Origin of the sequence: Brevundimonas sp., assembly GCF_027487935.1 — a bacterium.
Classification (GTDB): domain Bacteria; phylum Pseudomonadota; class Alphaproteobacteria; order Caulobacterales; family Caulobacteraceae; genus Brevundimonas.
The window spans coordinates 78,492-97,775 of record NZ_JAIYCP010000024.1 but is presented as its reverse complement, the minus strand read 5'-3'; the positions used below and the strand labels follow the sequence as shown (position 1 = coordinate 97,775).

The window sequence follows — 19,284 nt, the reverse complement described above, 5'->3', positions numbered from 1 at the left end:
GTGATCCGTGTGTAGATGTCAGATAGTCTGTTGCAGCGCATCATCCAAGCGCCCGAGGCTTTCTTCCCGCCCCAAGGCTGCCAAAGTCTTTGCAATATCCGGCGAAACGCCGTCTCCCGTCAGCGCTGCACGCACGGCGGGGCCGATCTTGCCGAAGCCGACGGCCTCCTCTTCGGCGAAAACCTTCAGTTCGGCCTCGAGGGCGAAGACATCCCAGCTGGCGAAAAGCCTCAGCCGGTCGCGCAGGCGGCTGATTCGCTCGCCTGATTCCCCGGTCAGCATCGGGAGGGCCTTTTCAAAGATTGTCAGCGGCCGGACCTTGAGAGCGAAGGCGGACTGGTCGGCCAGTTCCAGCAGGGTCTTCGCGCGATCCTTGATATAGGGCATGGCCTGCAACAACCGGGTCTCGTCGTTCGGGCGAAGGGCGTGGCCTCGGGCCAGGTGGACGTCCAGCGTCATCCGGGCCAGCCGCGTGTCGTCGGCCAGACGGATCCAGTGGGCGTTGACGTGGGCCAGTTTGTCGAAATCCAGCCGGGCCGGAGCCTTGCCCACGCCGGTCAGGTCGAACCACGCGCGCGCCTGGGCGTCGCTGAACAGTTCCTCGTCCCCGTGGGCCCATCCCAGCCGGGCCAGATAGTTGCGCATGGCCTCGGGCAGATAGCCCATCTCGGCGTATTCATGCACCGCCTGTGCCCCGTGCCGCTTGGACAGCTTGGCACCATCGGGCCCGTGGATCAGCGGGATGTGGGCGAAGACGGGCCGGGTCCAGCCGAGGGCGTCATAGATCAGGCTCTGGCGGGCTGCGTTGTTCAGGTGATCGTCGCCCCGGATCACATGGGTGACACCCATGTCGTGGTCATCGACCACCACAGCCAGATTGTAGGTCGGGGCTCCGTCACTGCGGAGCAGGACCAGATCGTCGAGGTCGTCATTGGACCAGCTGACCGTGCCCTGGACCTCGTCCTCGACCGTAACCTTGCCGGGCAGGGGGCGGCGGAACCGGACAACATGGGGCTGGCCCAGGTCATCGACGGTCGGCTCGCGGTCGCGCCACGGCGATTCGAAGGTGCGGCGCTCGGCCTTGGCCAGATCGCGCAGGCGTCCGGTTTCCTCGGCCGAGGTAAAGTCGCGATAGGCCTCGCCGCGCTCCAGCAGTTCGTTGACCACCGCACGGTGGCGGTCGGCGCGACTGTACTGGAACACCGGCTCCTCGTCGGCGATCAGCTCCAGCCAGCTCAGACCGTCGAAGATGGCTTTCACGGCCGCGTCGGTAGAGCGCTCGCGGTCGGTGTCCTCGACCCGCACAAGAAACTTACCGTTGCGTCCCTTGGCATACAAATAGTTGAATAGGGCGGTGCGGGCACCGCCGATGTGCAGGGACCCCGTCGGCGAGGGGGCAAAGCGGGTGACGACAGCGGGGGCGGAGTTGGAGGGGGAGGTCATGCCGGGCGTTATAGCGCCGGCACCGGCAAATCCCAGTCTCGGTGAGCGCGCCCGGCATTTCCTGGGCGCGCAGGTCGCGGCCCAGACGCTACGCTGGCGACTTTGGGCTCCGGTGGCGTTCGGCGGCGGCTGCGCCGTCTATTTCGCGTTCAAGTCTGAACCACCCGCCTGGCCTCTGATCACCGGCGCTCTGGTGTCGGCAGCTTTCTGGCTCGGGGCACGCAGACTGGCACTGGCGCGGGTCTGGACCCTTGGCCTGATGCTGCTGGCCTGCTTCACCCTTGGGATCGCGGCGGCCAAGCTTCGGACGGATGCGGTGGCGGCACCGATCGCCCCGGCCATGGCCCGGCCGACCGTGGTGGAAGCCTGGGTCATTGATGTCGACAGCCCCGGCGAGTCCGGTGCCCGGGTGGTGATCGCACCGGCTCGCATCGAGGGGCTGGCACCGAGGGACACACCAACCCGCCTCAGGGCCACGGTGCAGGGCGTTGCACCCGAGCCGGGTGATGCGATCCGGCTGTTTGCCCTGCTGAACCCGCCCCCGGCGCCGGCCAGCCCCGGGGCCTATGACTTCGGCCGCAATGCGTTTTTCCAGAGCATGGGCGGCGTGGCCTTTTCGCTGTCGGAGACCCGTCCAGCCTATCTTTCGTCGCCGCCCTGGACGGTCCGGGCGGCCATGGCGGTCAACGGCCTGCGTTATGACCTGGCCAAGCGGATCGTGGCGCGGCTGGGGGAACGGACCGGCGGGGTCGCTGCGGCCATGACCACGGGCCATGAGGCCTGGCTCGATCCGGCCGAGGTCGATGTCATGCGAGACTCCGGCCTCGCGCACATCCTGTCGATCTCGGGTCTGCATATGGCGGTGGTCGGGGGCTTCAGCTTCTTTCTGGTGCGCTTGCTTGTCGCGGCATGGCCCTGGCTGGCGCTTCGGGTCCCGGGCAAGAAGGTGGCGGCCTGGGCGGGACTGCTGGCGGTGGGGACCTATCTCATCGTCTCGGGGCACCCGCCGCCGGCCGAGCGAGCGGCGATCACGGCCTCCATTGCCTTTCTGGCCATCCTGCTGGACCGGCCGGCCATCACCATGCATGCCCTGGCGGTGGCGGCCTTCGTGGTTCTTCTGCTTCAGCCCGAAGCCATCGTCACGCCGGGCTTCCAGATGTCGTTTGCGGCAACGGCGGCGCTGGTGGCCCTGGTCGAGGCCTGGCCCGTCCGACCGCGCGAAATCTCCGCGCCCTGGCCGATCCTGCTGGTCCAGCGGTTCGGGGCCTGGCTGGGCATGGCGATCATGGCCAGCCTTGTGGCGGGGGCGGCGACCGGGCCTTTCGCCATGCAGCATTTCAACCGGACCGCTATGTACGGGCTCGGGGCCAATCTGGCGACGGCGCCGTTGTCGGATTTTCTGATCATGCCGGCGCTGGCGCTCGGTGCCTTGCTGGAGCCGATGGGGCTGGGAGCGCCGTTCCTGTGGCTGGCAGGGCAGGGTATCGGGATGATGCTGGCCGTCGGCGAATGGGTTGCGGGCCTGCCGGGGGCGGTGAAGACGGTGGCCAGCGCGCCGGACTTCGTCCTGCCGATCGCCTTCCTCGGGGTGCTGTTCTGCTGTCTTTGGCGAGGACCGCTGCGGTGGCTGGGCCTGCCCCTGGCGGCCTCAGTCATGCTGTGGCCGCGCGCGCCAGTGCCGGATCTGTGGATCGGAGACGGCGGGACCAATGCCGCCTTTGTCGAGGCGGGTCAGGCCGTGGTGATGCGACCGGCCGTGCGGCAGTTTGCGGTGGATGTATGGACCCGTCGGCGGGGCCTTGAGCCGGCGGAGCGGGCGTTGGAGGGCTGGGCCTGTACGCGGTTTTCGTGTGCGCCGGCCGAGCCCGGGGCCGGGCCGTTGGCGATGTGGTGGGGCCGTCGAGTGCCGTCGCCGGATGAGATTGACGCCCTGTGCCGATCCGCGCCGGTGGTCAGTGTGCGAGCGAGCGTGGTTGTGCTGCCGCCCTCATGCACGGGGCGGCTGGTGCTGGACGGAACCGACTATGCGCGCGGCGGGGCGATCGAGCTGTGGCGGGTTGGGCCGACGTCAGAGAACCGCTGGCGCGCGGTCTGGGCGGCGGAGGTGCGCGGCGACCGGCCCTGGAGCCGGGGTGGCGACCCCGAGCTCAGTGATAGCGGCGGATGAGGCCGACCAGCTTGCCCTGGACCTCGACCTGGTCGGGGCCGAAGATGCGGGTTTCGTAGTTGCGGTTGGCCGGCTCCAGCGCGATCGAGGCACCCTTCCTGCGCAGGCGTTTGAGGGTGGCTTCCTCGCCCTCGACCAGAGCGACGACGATCTCACCCGAGGTGGCGGTATCGGTCGATTTGATGATCACGAGATCGCCGTTGAGGATGCCGGCCTCGATCATGGAATCGCCTTCGATCTCGAGCAGATAGTGTTCACCGGCCCCGAGCATGGCCTCGGGCACCGGATAGCGGGCGGTTTCGTGTTCGATGGCGGCGATCGGGGTGCCGGCGGCAATCTTGCCCATCAGGGACAGTTCGCGGGTGTCATTGGCCGGTTCGGGGGCCATGGGGCGTCCGCCACCCTCGATGACCGAAGGCGCAAATCCCGCCCGGCCGCGCGGCGCGCCTGCGGTCGCCTGATCCGGCATCTTGGTAACTTCGAGCGCCCGGGCGCGGTGCGCCAGACGCCGGATGAAGCCGCGCTCCTCCAGCGCAGTGATCAGCCGGTGAATGCCCGATTTGGACGCGAGATCGAGCGCCTCCTTCATCTCGTCGAACGAGGGGGAGACGCCGGTCTCCTTGATCCGTTCGTGGATGAACATCAGCAGTTCGTGCTGTTTGCGCGTGAGCATGGCGACCTCGAAGACGAATCCCGTTGGAAGAACGCTAGCGGAACAAACCGCAAACGTCCACAAGGTGTTCCTGTGCTGTTCCGGTTAAGGTCCGGTTACCGGAGCAGGGTTCGTGTCGCCGCCTCGACATCGGGCTGCCGCATCAGGCTCTCCCCGACCAGTACCGCCTTCGCATGGGCGTCAGACACCAGTGCCACGTCTTCGGGCGTGAAGATGCCGCTCTCGGCGACCAGCAAAGCCCCGGGAGGGGCGAGTGGGGCGAGCCGTTCGGTGACGGCGAGGTCGACCTCGAAGGTCCGCAGGGAGCGGTTGTTGATCCCGACCAGATCGCCGCCCAAAGCGCAGGCGCGGGCCATTTCGGCCTCGTTGTGGGTCTCGATCAGGGCGTCCATACCGAACCGCTCCGCCTCGGCCAGCAGGTCGGCGGCCAGCGCATCGTCGATCATGGCGAGGATGATCAGGATGCAGTCGGCGCCCAGGGCCCGGGTTTCGGCCACCTGCCAGGGATCGACGAGGAAATCCTTGCGCAGGCAGGGCAGGGCGACGGCGTCGCGGGCGGCGGCCAGGAAGGCGTCGTCGCCCTCGAAGCTGGGGCCGTCCGTGAGCACCGACAGGCAGGTGGCACCGCCGCGCTCATAGGCGCGGGCGAGGGCGGGCGGGTCAAAATCGGCGCGGATCAGGCCCTTGGAGGGGCTGGCCTTCTTGATCTCGGCGATCAGGGCGGGGCGGCCGGTGCCTTCGACGCGTCGTTCGAGGGCGGCGCGGAAGCCGCGCGGGGGCGATGCGGTGCGCGCCAGGGCCTCGACGGCATCCTGCGAGGTCGCGGCCTTTCGGGTGGCGACGTCGATGCGCTTGTAGGCGGCGATGCCGGCGAGGACGTCGCTCACGTCGGATCTTCCTCGATCACGGCGTTGGTGGCTTCGACCAGGTCGGCGAGGGCCCTGGCTGCGCGGCCGTCGTCGATCACGGCGGCGGCAAGGGCCGCGCCCTCGGCCAGATCGGCGGCACGGTCGGCGACGATGAGGGCGGCGGCGGCGTTGAGGAGGACGATGTCGCGGTAGGCGCCGGTCGCGCCGTCCAGCAGGGCGCGAAGGGCGAGGGCGTTCTCCTCCGCATCACCGCCGCGCAAGGCCGCGAGATCGGCGCGGAGCAGGCCGGCGTCCTCTGGCGTCACGGTGAAGCGGCGGACGGCACCGTCCTTCCATTCCGCCACCTCGGTCTCGCCCGTGGTGGTCAGTTCGTCGAGGCCCTGACCGTGCACGGTCCAGGCGCGGGTCGCGCCGAGCCGGCCCAGCACTTCGGCCAGCGGCTCCAGCAGGCGGGGGTCATAGACGCCCATGACCTGACGTTTGGCGCCCGCCGGATTGGACAGTGGCCCGAGCAGGTTGAAGACGGTGCGGAAGCCGATCTCGGCCCGAACCGGCCCGACATGGCGCATGGCCCCGTGATAGGCGGGGGCGAACAGGAAGGCGATACCGGCCTGATCCAGTGAGCGGCGCTGCTGGGCCGGGCCGGCCTGAAGGTTGACGCCGAGCACCGAGAGCACGTCCGAAGACCCGGACTTCGAGCTCATGGCCCGGTTGCCGTGTTTGGCGACCTTCAGCCCCGCACCGGCCAGGACGAGGGCGGCGGCGGTTGAGATGTTGAAGGTGTGCTGGCCGTCGCCGCCGGTGCCGCAGGTGTCTATGGCGTCATACGGGTGGTCGAGTGTGCGGGCGGCCTCGCGCATGGCGGTGGCGAAGGCGGTGATTTCCTCGACCGTCTCGCCGCGGATACGCAGGGCGGTGACGGCGGCGGCGACCTGGGCCGGGGTCGGCTCGCCGCGCAGGCAGGCGGCGAAGAAGGCGTGGGCCTCGTCCGCCGACAGGATACGGCCGTCGACCAGCTTGGCCAGCAGGGGTTTGAAACCTTCGGCCATCAGACCATCGCCGTGCGTTTGACGTTGGCCAGGTCGAGGAAGTTGGCGAGCAGGTCGTGGCCGTGTTCGGTGGCGATGGACTCGGGGTGGAACTGGACGCCGTGGATCGGCCGGGTGCGGTGGGCCAGGCCCATGATCTCGCCGTCGGCGGTCCAGGCGGTGATCTCGAGCACGTCGGGCAGGGTTTCGCGGCGGACGGCGAGTGAGTGATAGCGGGTGGCGGTGAAGGGCGAGGGCAGGCCCCTGAAGACGCTGCGGCCCTCATGCTCGATCGGTGAGGTCTTGCCGTGCATCAGGGCCTTGGCGCGGATCACTTCGCCACCGAAGGCCTGGCCCATGGCCTGATGGCCGAGGCAGACGCCGAAGATCGGCATGTCCAGCGGTGCGGTGTCGAGGATGGCCAGGCAGATGCCGGCCTCGTTGGGGGTGCAGGGACCGGGCGAGAGCAGGACGGCCTCGGGCTTGAGGGCCCAGGCCTCGGTGACGGTCAGGTCGTCATTGCGCACGACACGCGTCTCCGCGCCCAACTCCGCGAGGTAGTGGACGAGGTTCCAGGTGAAGCTGTCGTAGTTGTCGACGACGAGGATCATGTGCGGCTTCTAGGGGCTGAGGGAGGCTGCGCCAAGCGGCTGCGGCGGTAAGCGTTCGTTAACCGGATCGGCCAGACCCTGCGGGCAGCTTCGGGGAGTTCCATGGCGCACACCAGCATCAACAAGGCGCGCAAACTGCTGACGCCCGCCGCACCGCGGAGCGCCAGTCCCTATGCGACGCTTGGGGCTGCGGCGCTGGCAGCTACGGCTGCGGTCCTGATGGCCGGGGTGATGGTGATTGGTCCGGGCGTTCGGTTCGACGAGCCCGCCATTTCTGCACAGCCCTAGCGCCAAACTCAGCGATTGCCGGACGGATATCGCCAGGCGTCGTCTGCGGCGCGCATCGGGGCACCGGCCTTGGCCAGGGTCTCGGCATATTCCGCTGACGGGTCGCTGTCCGCGACTACCCCGGCGCCGGCCTGGACATGGATCTTGCCGTCGGCGAACAGGGCCGTCCTGAGGACGATACAGATGTCGGCCTCGCCGCCGGCTGAAATGTAGCCGACGCCACCGCCATAGCCGACGCCGCGCTTTTCACTCTCCAGTTCGTCGATGATCTCCATGGCCCGGACCTTGGGCGCGCCGGACAGGGTTCCGGCGGGCAGGGCCGCCAGCAGGGTGTCGACAGCATCAAGGTCGGGATGGGCGTCGCCCTGGACCTCGGAGACGATGTGCATGACCGAGCTGTAGCGTTCGATGCGGAAGCTCTCGATGACCTCGACCGTGCCGGGTGCGGCGACGCGGCCGACGTCATTGCGACCGAGGTCCAGCAGCATCAGGTGTTCGGATCGCTCCTTGGGATCAGCCAGCAGCTCGGCTTCGAGGGCGCGGTCGGCCTCGGGTGTCTGGCCGCGCGGCCGGGTGCCGGCCAGCGGGCGGATGGTGACGCGCCCGTCCTTGAGCCGGACGAGGATTTCCGGGCTGGAGCCGGCGAGCTGGAAGTCGCCGAAGTCGAGGAAGAACAGATAGGGCGAAGGATTTTGCCGCCGCAGGGAGCGGTAGAAGGCGAAGGGATCGGTCGTCCATGGCGCGGCGAGGCGATGACTGAGCACGACCTGAAAGATGTCCCCGGCGGCGATATAGTCCTTGGCCCGGGCAACCATGGCGGCAAAGTCGGCTTCAGCGACGGGCGAGCGGAAGGGTGCGATGGCGGTCTGGATAGGCGCGGGCAGGGCCGGGAGCGGTGCGCGGAGCTCGGCTTCGAAGCGATCGAGTCTGGAAACAGCGGCTGCAAACGCGCTTTTGGCGTCGAGACCGCTGTCCGGATAGCCGGTTGAGACCAATACAATCTCGTGGCTGACGGAGTCGAAGATGGCGACCAGGGCCGGGCGGGTAAGGACGGCGTCAGGCAGGTCAAGGGGATCGGGGTTGGGGGCGCCCAGGGGCTCCAGCAGCCTGACCATGTCATAGCCGAACACCCCGAACAGGCCTGCGGCCATGGGCGGCAGCCCGGCGGGCAGTTCGAACCGCGACGCCGCCATCAGGGCGCGCAGCGAGGTCAGGGCATCCATGCGCTCCGGCACGAACCGGTCCGCGGCGATGTCCGCGCCGCGCGCCAGCTCCGCCCGGCCACCGCGGCAGCGCCAGACCAGGTCCGGCTCGCGGGTGATGATGGAATAGCGGCCATTGACCGCGCCGCCCTCGACCGATTCCAGCAGGAAGGCATGGATACGGCCGTGCCCGACCTTCAGGAAGGCCGAGACCGGGGTCTCAAGGTCGTCCACCAGCCGGCGGACGACTACCTGGGGCCGGCCCAGTGACCAGCCGCGGCTGAAAGCGTCGAACCCGTCCGGGTCGCCAGCCGTCATCGCGCCGCCGGGGCACCCGGCGCTGCGGGTGCCGCGGGAGCCTCGGCCGGGAGGCCCAGCGCGGTCCGGGCCAGGGGTTCGTCGAACTTCGCCTTGCTGCGGGCAGCGGCGGCGGTGATGGCCGCCTCGCCGACGGCATTGCCGTGGTCACCGGCCATCCGCTGCCGGAACTGTTCGGCGGCCGGGGCCGCCAGGGCCGGCACCGCCGTGCTGATCCGGTCGGTCCGACCGATGACGAAGGTATCGGCGGTGTTCTGCTGCGAGAAGGGCTGGCCGCGCCCGCTGCTGAACACGCCGTTGATGACGCCCTGACCGTTCTGCTCCGCGGACTGGCGGTTCAGGCCGCTGCCTGTCTGCAGGGTGGCACCGACCGAGGCGGCGACGGCGGCGAGGTCCTCACCGCCGCGGACGCGAGCCGCAAGGGCGTCGGCACGGGCGCTCAGAAGTCGCGCATTCTCGCGCAGCACCCATTGCCGGGCGAGCGGTTCACGGATTCCGGCGAGCGGGGGCAGGGCCGCCGGCAAGATGTCATCGAGGCGGACCACGAAATACTGACCCTGACCCATGTCGATCACTTCGCTTTCGGCGCCCTTGCCGAGGCTCCACATGGACTGGAGCAGCTGCGGCGGCAGGGCCGGATTGATTTCCTGACCGTTGCGGAGCTTGCCGTCCTGCCGGATCGCCGGAATCCGGATCAGGCGGGCACCGACCTCGCGCACGGCGACGTCCAGGGTCTTGCCGTCCTGGCGGGCCTTCTCATAGGCCTCGACACGCCGGTAGACGGCGGCCCGGGCATCCTCGGCGCGCAGTTCGGCGACGACCTGGTCGCGAACATCGGCCAGGGTCGCGGCGCGACCCGGCTGGATGGCGTTCACACGGGCGACGACGAAGCCCACGCTGGCGCGGACCGGTGCCGAGACTTCATTACTGGCGAGGCCGAAGACGGCGGCTGCGACGGCCGGGTCGCCGAGGGCGCTGCGCGGCGTGTCGACATATTCGGCGGGCTGGATGCTGTTGGCACGGGCCACGTCGGCCGGCGATTGACCGGCACGAAGCGCGGCGGCGATGCGGTCTGCCGCGGCGCGGTCCGGCGCGGTCAGGGTGACGAAGCTGCGCCGCTCGGGAAGCGACAGCGCGTCGCGGCGGAAGTTGAAACGCTCAAGGATGCGCGCCTCGGTCAGTTCCGCCGGGGCGGCGGCACCGTCGTCGAAGAGCACGACCGAGGCGGTGCGGGATTCGGGCATCCGCAGCTGGTCGGCGTTCTCGTTCATCAGGGCGGTCAGCTGGGCGTCGGTCGGGGTGCCCGCCGAGCCGGCCATGGCCTGGGTCACGGTGAACCAGCGGGCATCACGGGTCTCAAGCGCCTGGCTGGCCAGGACAGCGCCAAAGATGCGCGGCAGCCGCATGCCGGCCCCGAGGGCGGCACCATAGTGCTGGGTGGAATACTGATCGCGCAGCTGCGCCTCGAACATCTCGGGGGTCACGTTGCCCTCGGCCAGGGCGGTGCGATACTGCTCCTCGCTGAACTGGCCGGTGACGCTGTCGAAAAAGGCCGGGGCCTGGCGGATCTGGCGGAGGACCAGTTCCTTGCCCGGGCGGATGCCGGCCTTCCAGGCCCAGTTCACAAAACCGAGCTGCTGCGACTTCTGTTCCAGGAACTGGCGCAGCCCGCCTTCACCAATCAGTTCCTCGAAGGACAGGGCCCGGCCGGCCTGTTGCTGGGCCTGCTCGCGAATACGGTCCAGTTCCAGGCGGAACTCGGCCTGGCTCATGTTCCGGTCGCCCGCCGAAACCACATGTTTCGGACCGAGGTTCGTCAGAACATCCATCTGTGTTCCACCGGTGACCACCAGGGCGATACCCAGGACGACCAGCAGGCCGACGGCCCATTTCGATTTGGCAAAGGTGCGGAAGGCGGTGAGCATGGTCGGTCCTGGCGGATCAGCGGCAAGGGTGCTGCTTGGCCTATAGGGTGTCAGCGGCCCGCACGGCAAGACGATGGCATCATTGTTGGGCTTCAGCCGCGCTTCGCGCAGGCTGAAGCGCCCTCCGGCATCGCTGCCGGAAAGGTCGGGGAGGGCGCGGGGCGGCCGGGCCTCGCCCGGTGCTGTTGTAGAGTTACCGTTTCGACGAAGCAGACCTGCCCCGCGCAGCCGTTTTCCACGCGCCCTCCGGGTAGTGGCCCTGAGTTCGGACCTGACCGGATCGCCCCGCAGACATTGCTGCCGACGGCGCGCGGCGGACATGACTTTCGTCGGCGGTCCGCACAGGAAGCGCGCGGCGAGCAAACGGAGGCCATCCATCGACCTCCATGAGGACCCCCGGAGTATCCATCCCCCGGGCTTCATCGCTCGACCACAGCCCGCCGACATCGGGGCGCTGGATCCGACGCCCTCCCCGCCGACGGGATGGGCAGGAGTCTGGCATGGGGCCTGGCGCGGATGGTTCGTGACGCTGTGTTTTTTGAAAGGTTCGTTAAATCAGAGTGTTGGGCGGGCGGAATATGCTGGCAATCGGCGGATTGTAGGCATCCCGTCTCCTCCCTGTTCGCGTAGCGAATGGGGAGGGGGACCATCCGAAGGATGGTGGAGGGGTAGGGAGGAGCGTGCGGTCGGCGCCCCTCCACCCTCCTTCGCCTCTGCGAGGCTCCGGACGGTCCCCCTCCCCGCGAAGCGGGGAGGAGACTGGGGTGGCGCCCCTCCACCCTCCTTCGCCTCTGCGAGGCTCCGGACGGTCCCCCTCCCCGCGAAGCGGGGAGGAGACGGGGGCGACCCCCCTACCCCGCCGACATCTGCCCCGGTTGCTGCTTGTCCTTCAGGGTCACCAGTTCCTCGGCCATGGTGGGGTGGACGGCGCAGGTGGCGTCCCACTGGGCCTTGGTCAGGCCGGCCTTCACGGCGATGGCGGCCAGCTGGATCATCTCGGGCGACTCCGGACCGACGATGTGGACACCCACCACCTTCTGGCTCTGGCCGTCGACAACCAGTTTCATCAGCACCCGCTCGTCCGAGCCGGTGAAGGCGTATTTCATCGGCCGGAACCGGGTCAGATAGACGTCAACCGCGCCGCCCAGGCTGTGCCGGGCCTCGCTCTCGGTCAGGCCGACCGTGCCGACCGGCGGCTGGCTGAACACGGCGGTGGCCACGGCCTCATAGTCAAAGGCCTGGGGGTTGTCGCGATAGACGGTCTCATGGAAGGCCACCGCCTCGCGGATGGCCACGGGCGTCAGGTTCATGCGATCCGTGACGTCGCCGATGGCCCAGATGTTGTCGGCCGTGGTCTTCGACAGGGCATCGACCTTGATGGCGCCCTGGTCGTTCAGCGCGACCCCGGCGGTCTCCAGCCCCAGCGCCTTGACGTAGGGCACGCGGCCGGTGGCGAACATGACCACATCGGTCTCGATCTCGTGGCCGTTCTCGAGCCGGTTCAGCAAGCCTGTGGCGGTCTTTTCGATCGCGGCATGTCGGCATCCGAGGATCACCTTGATCCCGCGCTTTTCGATCTCGCCGGCCAGATGGGCGCGCACATCGTCGTCAAAGCCCCGCAGGAGGTTGGGGCCGCGATAGATCAGGGTGGTCTCGACCCCGAGGCCGGCGAAAATGCCGGCAAACTCGACGGCGATATAGCCACCGCCGGCGATCAGGATGCGTTTGGGCAGTTGCGGAAGATGGAAGGCCTCTTCCGAGGTGATGGCGTGCTCCACCCCGGGCAGATCCTCCGGAACCCAGGGCCGCCCGCCCGTGGCGATCAGGATCCGCTCGGCCGTGATGGTCTGATCCTTGCCCAGAATCTCGATGGTATGGGCGTCCTTCAACACGGCCCGCCCATTGATCAGATCGACCCCGGCCTTGCCGAGGTTGGCGGCATAGATGCCCGACAGGCGGGCGATCTCGATGTCCTTGGCCTCAAGGAATTTCGGCCAGTCGAAGCGGGCATCCACCGTCCAGCCATAGCCCTCGGCCGTATGGAACTGGTGGGCGAAATCGCTGGCCATGACCATGAATTTCTTGGGCACGCAGCCGCGGATCACGCAGGTGCCGCCGACCCGATGCTCCTCGGCGATGGCCACCCGCTTGCCGCCGAGGGCGGTCAGTCGCGCCGCCCGCACGCCGCCCGAACCGGCGCCGATGACGAAGAGGTCGTAGTCGTAGGAATCGGCCATGGTCTGCTTTCGAAGCGGCGGAGGTCGAGGTTACGGACTTAGGACGTCGATGCCGGATTCCAAACCGATGATCGCCTCATCGGCCAGGTCGAGGAACAGGCCGTGCTCGACCACGCCGGTGATCAGCTTCAGGTCGTCCGCCAGCCGCACCGGGTCGTGGATGGCGGCACATTTCGCATCATAGATCAGATTGCCGCCGTCGGTCCGAACCAGCCCTCGTTCGGCCGTCCGCACCCGCGCCGGCATGGCGATGTCATGATCGGCCAGCACGTCGGCGATCCGGTTGGCGGTGGTCTTGTGGCCGAAGGTGACCACCTCGATCGGCAGGGCAAAGGCCCCCAGCACGGGCACAACCTTGGCCTTGTCAGCGATGACGATGCAGCGGGCAGAGGCCTCCCACACCAGTTTCTCGCGCAGCAGGGCCGCGCCGCCCCCCTTGATCAGGGCCAGGCCGGGACCGACCTCGTCGGCGCCGTCGACGGTCAGGTCGATGCGGGGGGTGTCCTCCAGCGTCGACAGGGTCAGGCCCAGTTCGCGCGCCAGTTCGGCCGTGGCTTCGGACGTGGGCACGCAGCGCAGGCCGGTCAGATTGCGCGCCGCCAGCGCCTTGACGAACCAGGCCGCGGTCGAGCCGGTGCCGAGGCCGACGACCATGCCGGCCTCGACGCGGAGCGCAGCGGCCTCGCCGGCGTTCCTCTTCCAGGTGTCGCTCATTTCGCCTTCGCCGCCTTCTTCGCCCGCATGGTCTCCATGAACCGTTTGGCCCAGCCGGGCAGCGTCTCCTGCTTGCCGCGGGCCAGGGCCAGATCGCCGGATTCCACGTCCCGGGTGATCACCGAGCCCGAACCGACCATGGCACCCGCGCCGATGGTCACCGGTGCGACCAGCGAGCTGTTGGAGCCGACGAAGGCCCCCTCGCCCACTGTGGTGCGGTGTTTGAAGAAGCCGTCGTAATTACAGAAGATGGTGCCCGCGCCGATATTGGCCCCGGCCCCGACCTCGCCGTCCCCGAGATAGGCGAGGTGGTTGGCCTTGGCGCCCGGTCCCATGCGGACATTCTTCACCTCGACGAAATTTCCGACCTTGGCGCCCTCGCCCAGATCGGCGCCCGGGCGCAGGCGGGCATAGGGGCCGACCTCGGCGCCGGCGGCGACCCTGGCCCCCTCGACATGGCTGAAGCTGCGGATACGGGCCCCGCCCGCGATCTTCGCGCCGGGACCGAACACGACATAGGGCTCGATCGTCGTCCCGCCGCCGACCTCGGTGTCGAACGAGAAATGGACCGTCCCGGGGTCCGGCATCGTCACGCCCGCGGCCAGAAACGCCTCGCGCCGGGCTGACTGGAACAGGGCCTCGGCCACGGCCAGTTCGGCCTGGGCGTTGACCCCCATGACCGCATCCTCGCCGGCGAACACCACCCGGGTCGGTTCGCCGCGGCGACGGGCCAGTTCGACCACATCGGTCAGATAGTATTCGCCCTTGGCATTGTCGTTCCGCACCTCGGCCAGCAGCTCGAACAGCAGGGCCGAGGGCGCGGCCATGACGCCGGAGTTGCAGGCGGTGATCGCCAGAACCTCGGCCGACGCCTCCTTGGCTTCGGTGATGGCGGCTAGGGTGTCGCCGTCCATGACCAGCCGGCCATAGGCCCCCGGATCGCGCGCCTCGAAGCCGATCACGGTGACGCCGTCCGTCGAGGCGAACACCGGCTCGATATCGGCCGCCTTCAGCAGGGGCACGTCGCCATAGGTGATGACCACCTGACCGGTGAAGCCTGCCATGGCGGCCTCGGCGGCGCGCACGGCGTGGCCGGTGCCGATCGGCGGGTCCTGGACCGCGATGGCGGCCTCGCCCAGGCGCTTGGACACATGGGCCCGGACCTCCGGCGAGTGATTGCCGACCACGACGATGATCCGCTCGCAGCCCAGGGCCTCGGCCGCGTCGATGGCGTGATCCAGCATGGCCCGGCCACCGACCGGGTGCAGCACCTTGGGCAGGGGCGACTTCATCCGCGTGCCCTGTCCGGCGGCGAGAATGATGGCGGCGCGGGGTGCGCGGGTGCTGGTCATGAATCGGTCCGGCGGTTAGTCGTCGGCAGCGGTCTAGCCCATCCCGGCAGTCCGGGGGAGATGTCGATGCGCATACGCGATCTTGAAGGCTGGACCATTGCCTTCGATCTGGACGGCACCCTGGTCGACTCCGCACCGGACCTTATCGGCACCCTGAACCGGATGCTGGCGCCGCGCGGCCATCCGCCTGTGCCGGTGTCCTCTGCCCGGCATCTGGTCGGCCATGGTGCCCGGGCCCTGCTCCGCCATGGATTTGCCGAGGCCGGGACGGTGTGGGACGAGGCCGCAGAGCCCGAACTGTTCGACCGTTTCATCGACGACTATGTCGCCCATATCGCTGACGAGAGCCGGGCGTTCGACGGCGTCGTGGAGACCCTGGATCACCTGTCGGCGCACGGGGCCGTTCTGTGCGTCGCCACCAACAAACGCACCGATCTGGCCGTGGCCCTGATCGGGGCCGTGGGTCTGACCCGCCATTTCCCTGTGATCGCCGGTCCCGACCGGGTCAGTGCGCGAAAGCCTGACGGAGCCCATGTGCGCGAGGCCGTTCTGCTGGCCGGCGGCGATCCGGCCCGGGCCGTGATGGTCGGCGACGCCACGACCGACACCGGCAGCGCCCGGGCGGCGGGTGTGCCCTGTGTCGTCTGCAGCTTCGGCTACAATGATGCGCCCCTGGACATCCTGGGCGGCGACATCGTCATCGACCGCTTTCCGGACCTGATCACGGCGGTCGGGAGCCTGTGCCGGGCAGAGGTGTCCGTCGCCATCTGACGGCTTGCCAGCCCCGGACGAGCGGGCTATGTCCGCGCCTCCTGAACCGGCCGGATGCGTAGCTCAGCGGGAGAGCACCTCGTTCACACCGAGGGGGTCACAGGTTCAATCCCTGTCGCATCCACCATTCACGGCCCCCGGCACCTCTGGCCCCGGGGGCGCGGTCAGGTCGGTTCGTTCCGGCCCTTCAGGCTCGTTTCGAAATCCATGAAGATGTCGATCAGCTCCGAGACACTCGGCGGAGGGGACTTCGGGCCGAAGCGGAAATTCCAGAAGCTGATGACATGCTGAATGGCGCCCAGCTGATCGCCAAGGCGAGCGAAAAGCGAGGGTGCCTTGAGCAGGAAGTCGCGGAAGATCAGGGGATCGCCGTTCTTCGTCAGACCGGCATAGGCCTCGTCATAGATCTTCATCGTCTCCCGGGTCTCCGCCCGGGCCCGCTTGATCTGTTCGCGGACGACCTCGCGTCCACGGACCAGATATTCCCGCGCCTCACTGTCCATGGGCCCGACGGCCTTGATGCTGGCGACCTTGGCCATGACGCCGGCGATATCTTCCGCCATGCTGCCGAGCATCCATTTGAAATAGAGGAAGCCCTTCCAGCAGAAGATGCCTTCCTCATACTGCTCCGGGTTCAGCCTCAGGACCTCGCCCAGACCGTCCATACGGTCACCGGGGGCATTCGAGAGGATCTTGGCAGCCATACGGGCAATGGAACTGGTCGAGGCCGTCGCGTCCCCGAGGCTGAGCTGCACAAGGGGCTCGATCTCGCGCTGGACGAAGCTCAGCATCTTCTGCATGTCCGCCTCACTGATGGCGAAATAGCAGGGGGCCGGATGGATGTCGGCCCGACTCAGCTGTTCCCGCAACAGGAAGGGGTCCAGCGAAGGGAGCTGGTCGATCAGCTTGAGTGTCCGGAAGTCGGGGTGCTCGGGCGTGATGCCGAACACCTCCTTGAGAATGGCCGCATAGTTGATCTGTTCGAAGAAGACGTAGCGACCGCCAGCCTTCAGCTCGCGGCTGTCGATCGGCACGACAATCTTGGTCGCGACCCGGCGCGAACCCCTGAACAGATCGGTCTCGTTGCGGCGCAGCCTGTGTTTGATCACCAGCGCCTGGTTCAGCCCGGGCGACACAAACAGAGGCTGTTCGCGCCATGCACTGGTATGACCGTGGACCTTGTAGATCTGGAACAGGTTCAGCACCCGGGCCGTCGAGGCCGATTTCTCCAGAAACTCAAGGCTGCGAACAGCGCGATCTGACATAAGGGCCCTTCAGGCACGATTGCGGTAACATTAACGCACGGGGACGTTTCCAGAACGATAACGGGCGGATATCCGACGGAAAATCAGGCGATTCCGCCCCTTTGGGGACGGCGCGGCGACCGGATTGAACCGGCTCCACCATTTTGCCGCTTTTCACCCGCATGAGCCGGCGTCCGCCGACTGTCGCGCCGACTATTCGCGCGCTGAATCGTGCTATTGGACCGCCCCATGCCCTTCCCCGCAAGCCATCCTGCGCTCGACCGCGCCCTTTCCGAGCGCGGCTATGCCGAGCCCACGCCGGTGCAATCCGCCGTGCTGGAAGCCGAACAGGGCCGTGATCTGCTCGTTTCGGCCCAGACCGGTTCGGGCAAGACCGTCGCCTTCGGCCTGGCGCTTGCCCCGACCCTGCTCGGCGAGGCCGAGAAATTCGCCGAGTTCGGCGCGCCGGTGGCCCTGGTCATCGCCCCGACCCGCGAGCTGGCGCTGCAGGTCTCCAATGAACTGCAGTGGCTTTACGCCAAGACCGGCGCGCGCATCGTCTCCTGCGTCGGCGGCATGGACCCCAAGGTCGAACGACAGGCGCTGAATCGCGGCTGCCACATCGTCGTCGGCACCCCCGGCCGCCTGCGCGACCATCTCGAGCGCGGCTCGCTGGACCTGACGACCCTGCAGGCCGTCGTCCTGGATGAAGCCGACGAAATGCTCGACATGGGCTTTCATGAGGACCTGACCTTCATCCTCGAGACCGCCCCGGCCGAGCGCCGCACCCTGATGTTCTCGGCCACCCTGGCGCGCGACATCGTGCAGCTGGCCAAGACCTATCAACGCGACGCCCTGAGGATCGATACGGTCGCCGGCAACGCGTCCCACGCCGACATCGAATACAAGGCCATTCGTGTCGCGCCGAACGAGGTGGAGCTCGCGGTCGTCAATGTGCTGCGCTATTTCGAGGCCCCCGGTGCCCTGGTGTTCGCCAACACCCGCGAGCGGGTGAAACACCTGACCTCCAGCCTGCGCGAGCGCGGGTTCTCGGTCGTCGGCCTGTCCGGCGAACTGACCCAGAGCCAGCGTTCCGAGGCCTTGCAAGCCCTGCGGGACGGCCATGCCAGGGTCTGCGTCGCGACCGACGTCGCCGCGCGGGGTCTGGACCTGCCCGATCTGGGGTTGGTCATCCATGCCGAGATCCCGGTCAACAAGGCCGGGCTGCTGCATCGTTCGGGCCGCACCGGCCGCGCCGGCAAGAAGGGCGTCTCGGTCCTGCTGGTCAGCTATACGCGCCGCCGCAAGGTCGAGCTGATGCTGCAATCGGCCTCGATCAAGGCCGAATGGTCGGGCCCGCCTTCGGCCGAGATGATCCTCGAGAACGACCGCAAACGTATGCTCGCCGACCCGGTCCTGACCGCGCCGGTCGAGGACGAGGACATGCTGGCCCTCGGCCGCCAACTGCTGGAAAAGACCACGCCGGAGCAGGTCGCCGCCGCCCTGATCCGCCTCTACCAGCAGAAGCTGCCGGCCCCCGAGGACGTCTATGACGACGACCGGATGAAGCGGCAGCAGGAGAGCGGCAAGAACGACAAGGGCCAGCCCGACGTCCCCTATACGGACTTCGCCCGCGGCGGCGACATGACCTGGTACCGGATCAATATCGGTCGGGACAAGAATGCCGATCCGAAATGGCTGATGCCGACCATCTGCCGCCTCGGCCATGTGACCAAGCGCGACATCGGCGCGATCAAGATCTTCGAACGCGAGACCAAGTTCGAGATCACCCAGGAGATGCAGGCCAGGTTCGAGGCCGCCATCGCGCTTGGGCTCGAGGACGGGGTGAAGATCGATCCGGCCGTCAAGCCGGGCCCGTCGGAGAAGCCCGTCAGCCGCTGGGACAAGAAGCCTGCCGGCGGCGACCGTCCCGACAAGAAGCCGTGGAAGGCGCGCGAGGAAGGCGGCGAAAAACCCGCCTGGAAGCCGCGCGAAGATCGTCCCGAAGGCGCGAAGAAGCCGTGGGTCAAGCGCGAGGACGCCGCTCCTGCCGTTGAAGGCAAGAAGCCCTGGGTGAAACGCGAGGAGACCGCTGAAAAGCCCGCCTGGAAGGCTCGCGAGGATCGTCCGCAGGCCGAGAAAAAGCCTTGGGTGAAGCGCGACGACGCCCCGGCCCCGGCCGCTGAGGGCAAGAAGCCGTGGGTCAAACGCACCCCTGCCGACCCGACGCCTCCCGGCAAGAAGCCCTGGGTCAAGAAGCCGGCGAGCGAAGGCAAGACACCCTGGGCCCCGCGCTCCGACGCGGAGGCCGCGCCCGCTGCCGCCGCCGGCGACCGGCCGTGGAAGGGCAAGCCCAAGGGCGGCGACCGCCCGTGGGCGGCCCGTGACCCGCGCGGCAAGCCCGCCGGTGCCAAGCCCTACAAGGCCAAGGGACCGCGCTAG

At 68.3% G+C, this 19,284-nt stretch carries 14 protein-coding genes, 1 tRNA gene and 1 pseudogene; 5 read left to right on the top strand and 11 right to left on the bottom strand.

The features are described from left to right. Positions 1-18: 18 nt before the first annotated feature. Positions 19-1,443, bottom strand: coding sequence for a glutamate--tRNA ligase (gene gltX / locus Q0053_RS09685; protein WP_298099373.1), 1,425 nt, complete (start codon positions 1,441-1,443; stop codon positions 19-21). On the opposite strand from gltX, the gene Q0053_RS09680 reads away from it, so the two are divergent. Beyond that, entirely contained in the window at positions 1,442-3,610 is a 2,169-nt protein-coding gene (locus tag Q0053_RS09680; protein WP_298099370.1) for a ComEC/Rec2 family competence protein, read from the top strand. The two genes, gltX and Q0053_RS09680, sit on opposite strands and share 2 nt — an antisense overlap. Here the strand turns inward: Q0053_RS09680 and lexA are convergent. The 4 genes from lexA to Q0053_RS09660 form a co-directional block, all read right to left on the bottom strand. Next, a complete protein-coding gene (gene lexA, locus Q0053_RS09675; protein ID WP_298099367.1) occupies positions 3,591-4,283 on the bottom strand; it encodes a transcriptional repressor LexA in 693 nt (230 codons plus the stop codon). The genes Q0053_RS09680 and lexA overlap by 20 nt on opposite strands. A gap of 95 nt (positions 4,284-4,378) precedes the next feature. Next, positions 4,379-5,170 (bottom strand): indole-3-glycerol phosphate synthase TrpC, encoded by a 792-nt coding sequence (gene trpC / locus Q0053_RS09670; protein WP_298099364.1) that lies wholly within the window; start codon positions 5,168-5,170, stop codon positions 4,379-4,381. Continuing rightward, positions 5,167-6,201 (bottom strand): anthranilate phosphoribosyltransferase, encoded by a 1,035-nt coding sequence (gene trpD / locus Q0053_RS09665; protein ID WP_298099360.1) that lies wholly within the window; start codon positions 6,199-6,201, stop codon positions 5,167-5,169. The genes trpC and trpD overlap by 4 nt, the downstream gene beginning before the upstream one ends. Beyond that, a complete protein-coding gene (locus tag Q0053_RS09660; RefSeq protein WP_298099357.1) occupies positions 6,201-6,791 on the bottom strand; it encodes an aminodeoxychorismate/anthranilate synthase component II in 591 nt (196 codons plus the stop codon). The genes trpD and Q0053_RS09660 overlap by 1 nt, the downstream gene beginning before the upstream one ends. A 102-nt stretch (positions 6,792-6,893) precedes the next feature. Here Q0053_RS09660 and Q0053_RS09655 point away from each other — a divergent pair, with 102 nt between their 5' ends. Continuing rightward, positions 6,894-7,079, top strand: coding sequence for a peptidoglycan-binding protein (locus Q0053_RS09655; protein ID WP_298099354.1), 186 nt, complete (start codon positions 6,894-6,896; stop codon positions 7,077-7,079). Positions 7,080-7,087: 8 nt separating this feature from the next. Here the strand turns inward: Q0053_RS09655 and trpE are convergent, their stop codons facing one another. The 5 genes from trpE to glmU all read right to left on the bottom strand — a co-directional run bounded on the left by trpE (position 7,088) and on the right by glmU (position 14,827). After that, positions 7,088-8,599 (bottom strand): anthranilate synthase component I, encoded by a 1,512-nt coding sequence (gene trpE, locus Q0053_RS09650; protein WP_298099352.1) that lies wholly within the window; start codon positions 8,597-8,599, stop codon positions 7,088-7,090. Beyond that, positions 8,596-10,524, bottom strand: a complete 1,929-nt coding sequence (locus tag Q0053_RS09645; protein ID WP_298099350.1) for a peptidylprolyl isomerase — start codon at positions 10,522-10,524, stop codon at positions 8,596-8,598. The genes trpE and Q0053_RS09645 overlap by 4 nt, the downstream gene beginning before the upstream one ends. An 851-nt stretch (positions 10,525-11,375) precedes the next feature. Next, positions 11,376-12,761 carry a glutathione-disulfide reductase gene (gene gor, locus Q0053_RS09640; RefSeq protein WP_298099347.1) on the bottom strand — a complete coding sequence of 462 codons (1,386 nt, stop codon included), beginning with the start codon at positions 12,759-12,761 and terminating at the stop codon, positions 11,376-11,378. A gap of 30 nt (positions 12,762-12,791) precedes the next feature. Then, positions 12,792-13,475 carry a ribose-5-phosphate isomerase RpiA gene (rpiA, locus tag Q0053_RS09635; protein WP_298099344.1) on the bottom strand — a complete coding sequence of 228 codons (684 nt, stop codon included), beginning with the start codon at positions 13,473-13,475 and terminating at the stop codon, positions 12,792-12,794. Further along, complete coding sequence (gene glmU, locus Q0053_RS09630) at positions 13,472-14,827, bottom strand: bifunctional UDP-N-acetylglucosamine diphosphorylase/glucosamine-1-phosphate N-acetyltransferase GlmU (RefSeq protein WP_298099341.1); 1,356 nt, start codon at positions 14,825-14,827, stop codon at positions 13,472-13,474. Before glmU ends, rpiA begins: the two co-directional genes overlap by 4 nt. Positions 14,828-14,887: 60 nt before the next feature. Here glmU and Q0053_RS09625 point away from each other — a divergent pair. Continuing rightward, a pseudogene (locus tag Q0053_RS09625) lies at positions 14,888-15,605 on the top strand (HAD hydrolase-like protein); the annotation flags it as partial. Between the two features lie 45 nt (positions 15,606-15,650). After that, positions 15,651-15,725 (top strand) — tRNA-Val (locus Q0053_RS09620). Positions 15,726-15,762: 37 nt separating this feature from the next. On the opposite strand, the gene Q0053_RS09615 is transcribed toward Q0053_RS09620, so the two are convergent. Beyond that, the gene (locus Q0053_RS09615) at positions 15,763-16,863 is read right to left on the bottom strand and encodes a hypothetical protein (RefSeq protein WP_298099336.1); all 1,101 of its coding nucleotides are present in this window, start codon (positions 16,861-16,863) and stop codon (positions 15,763-15,765) included. Positions 16,864-17,091: 228 nt separating this feature from the next. Between Q0053_RS09615 and Q0053_RS09610 the strand changes: the two genes are divergently transcribed. Continuing rightward, a complete protein-coding gene (locus Q0053_RS09610) occupies positions 17,092-19,284 on the top strand; it encodes a DEAD/DEAH box helicase (protein WP_298099333.1) in 2,193 nt (730 codons plus the stop codon).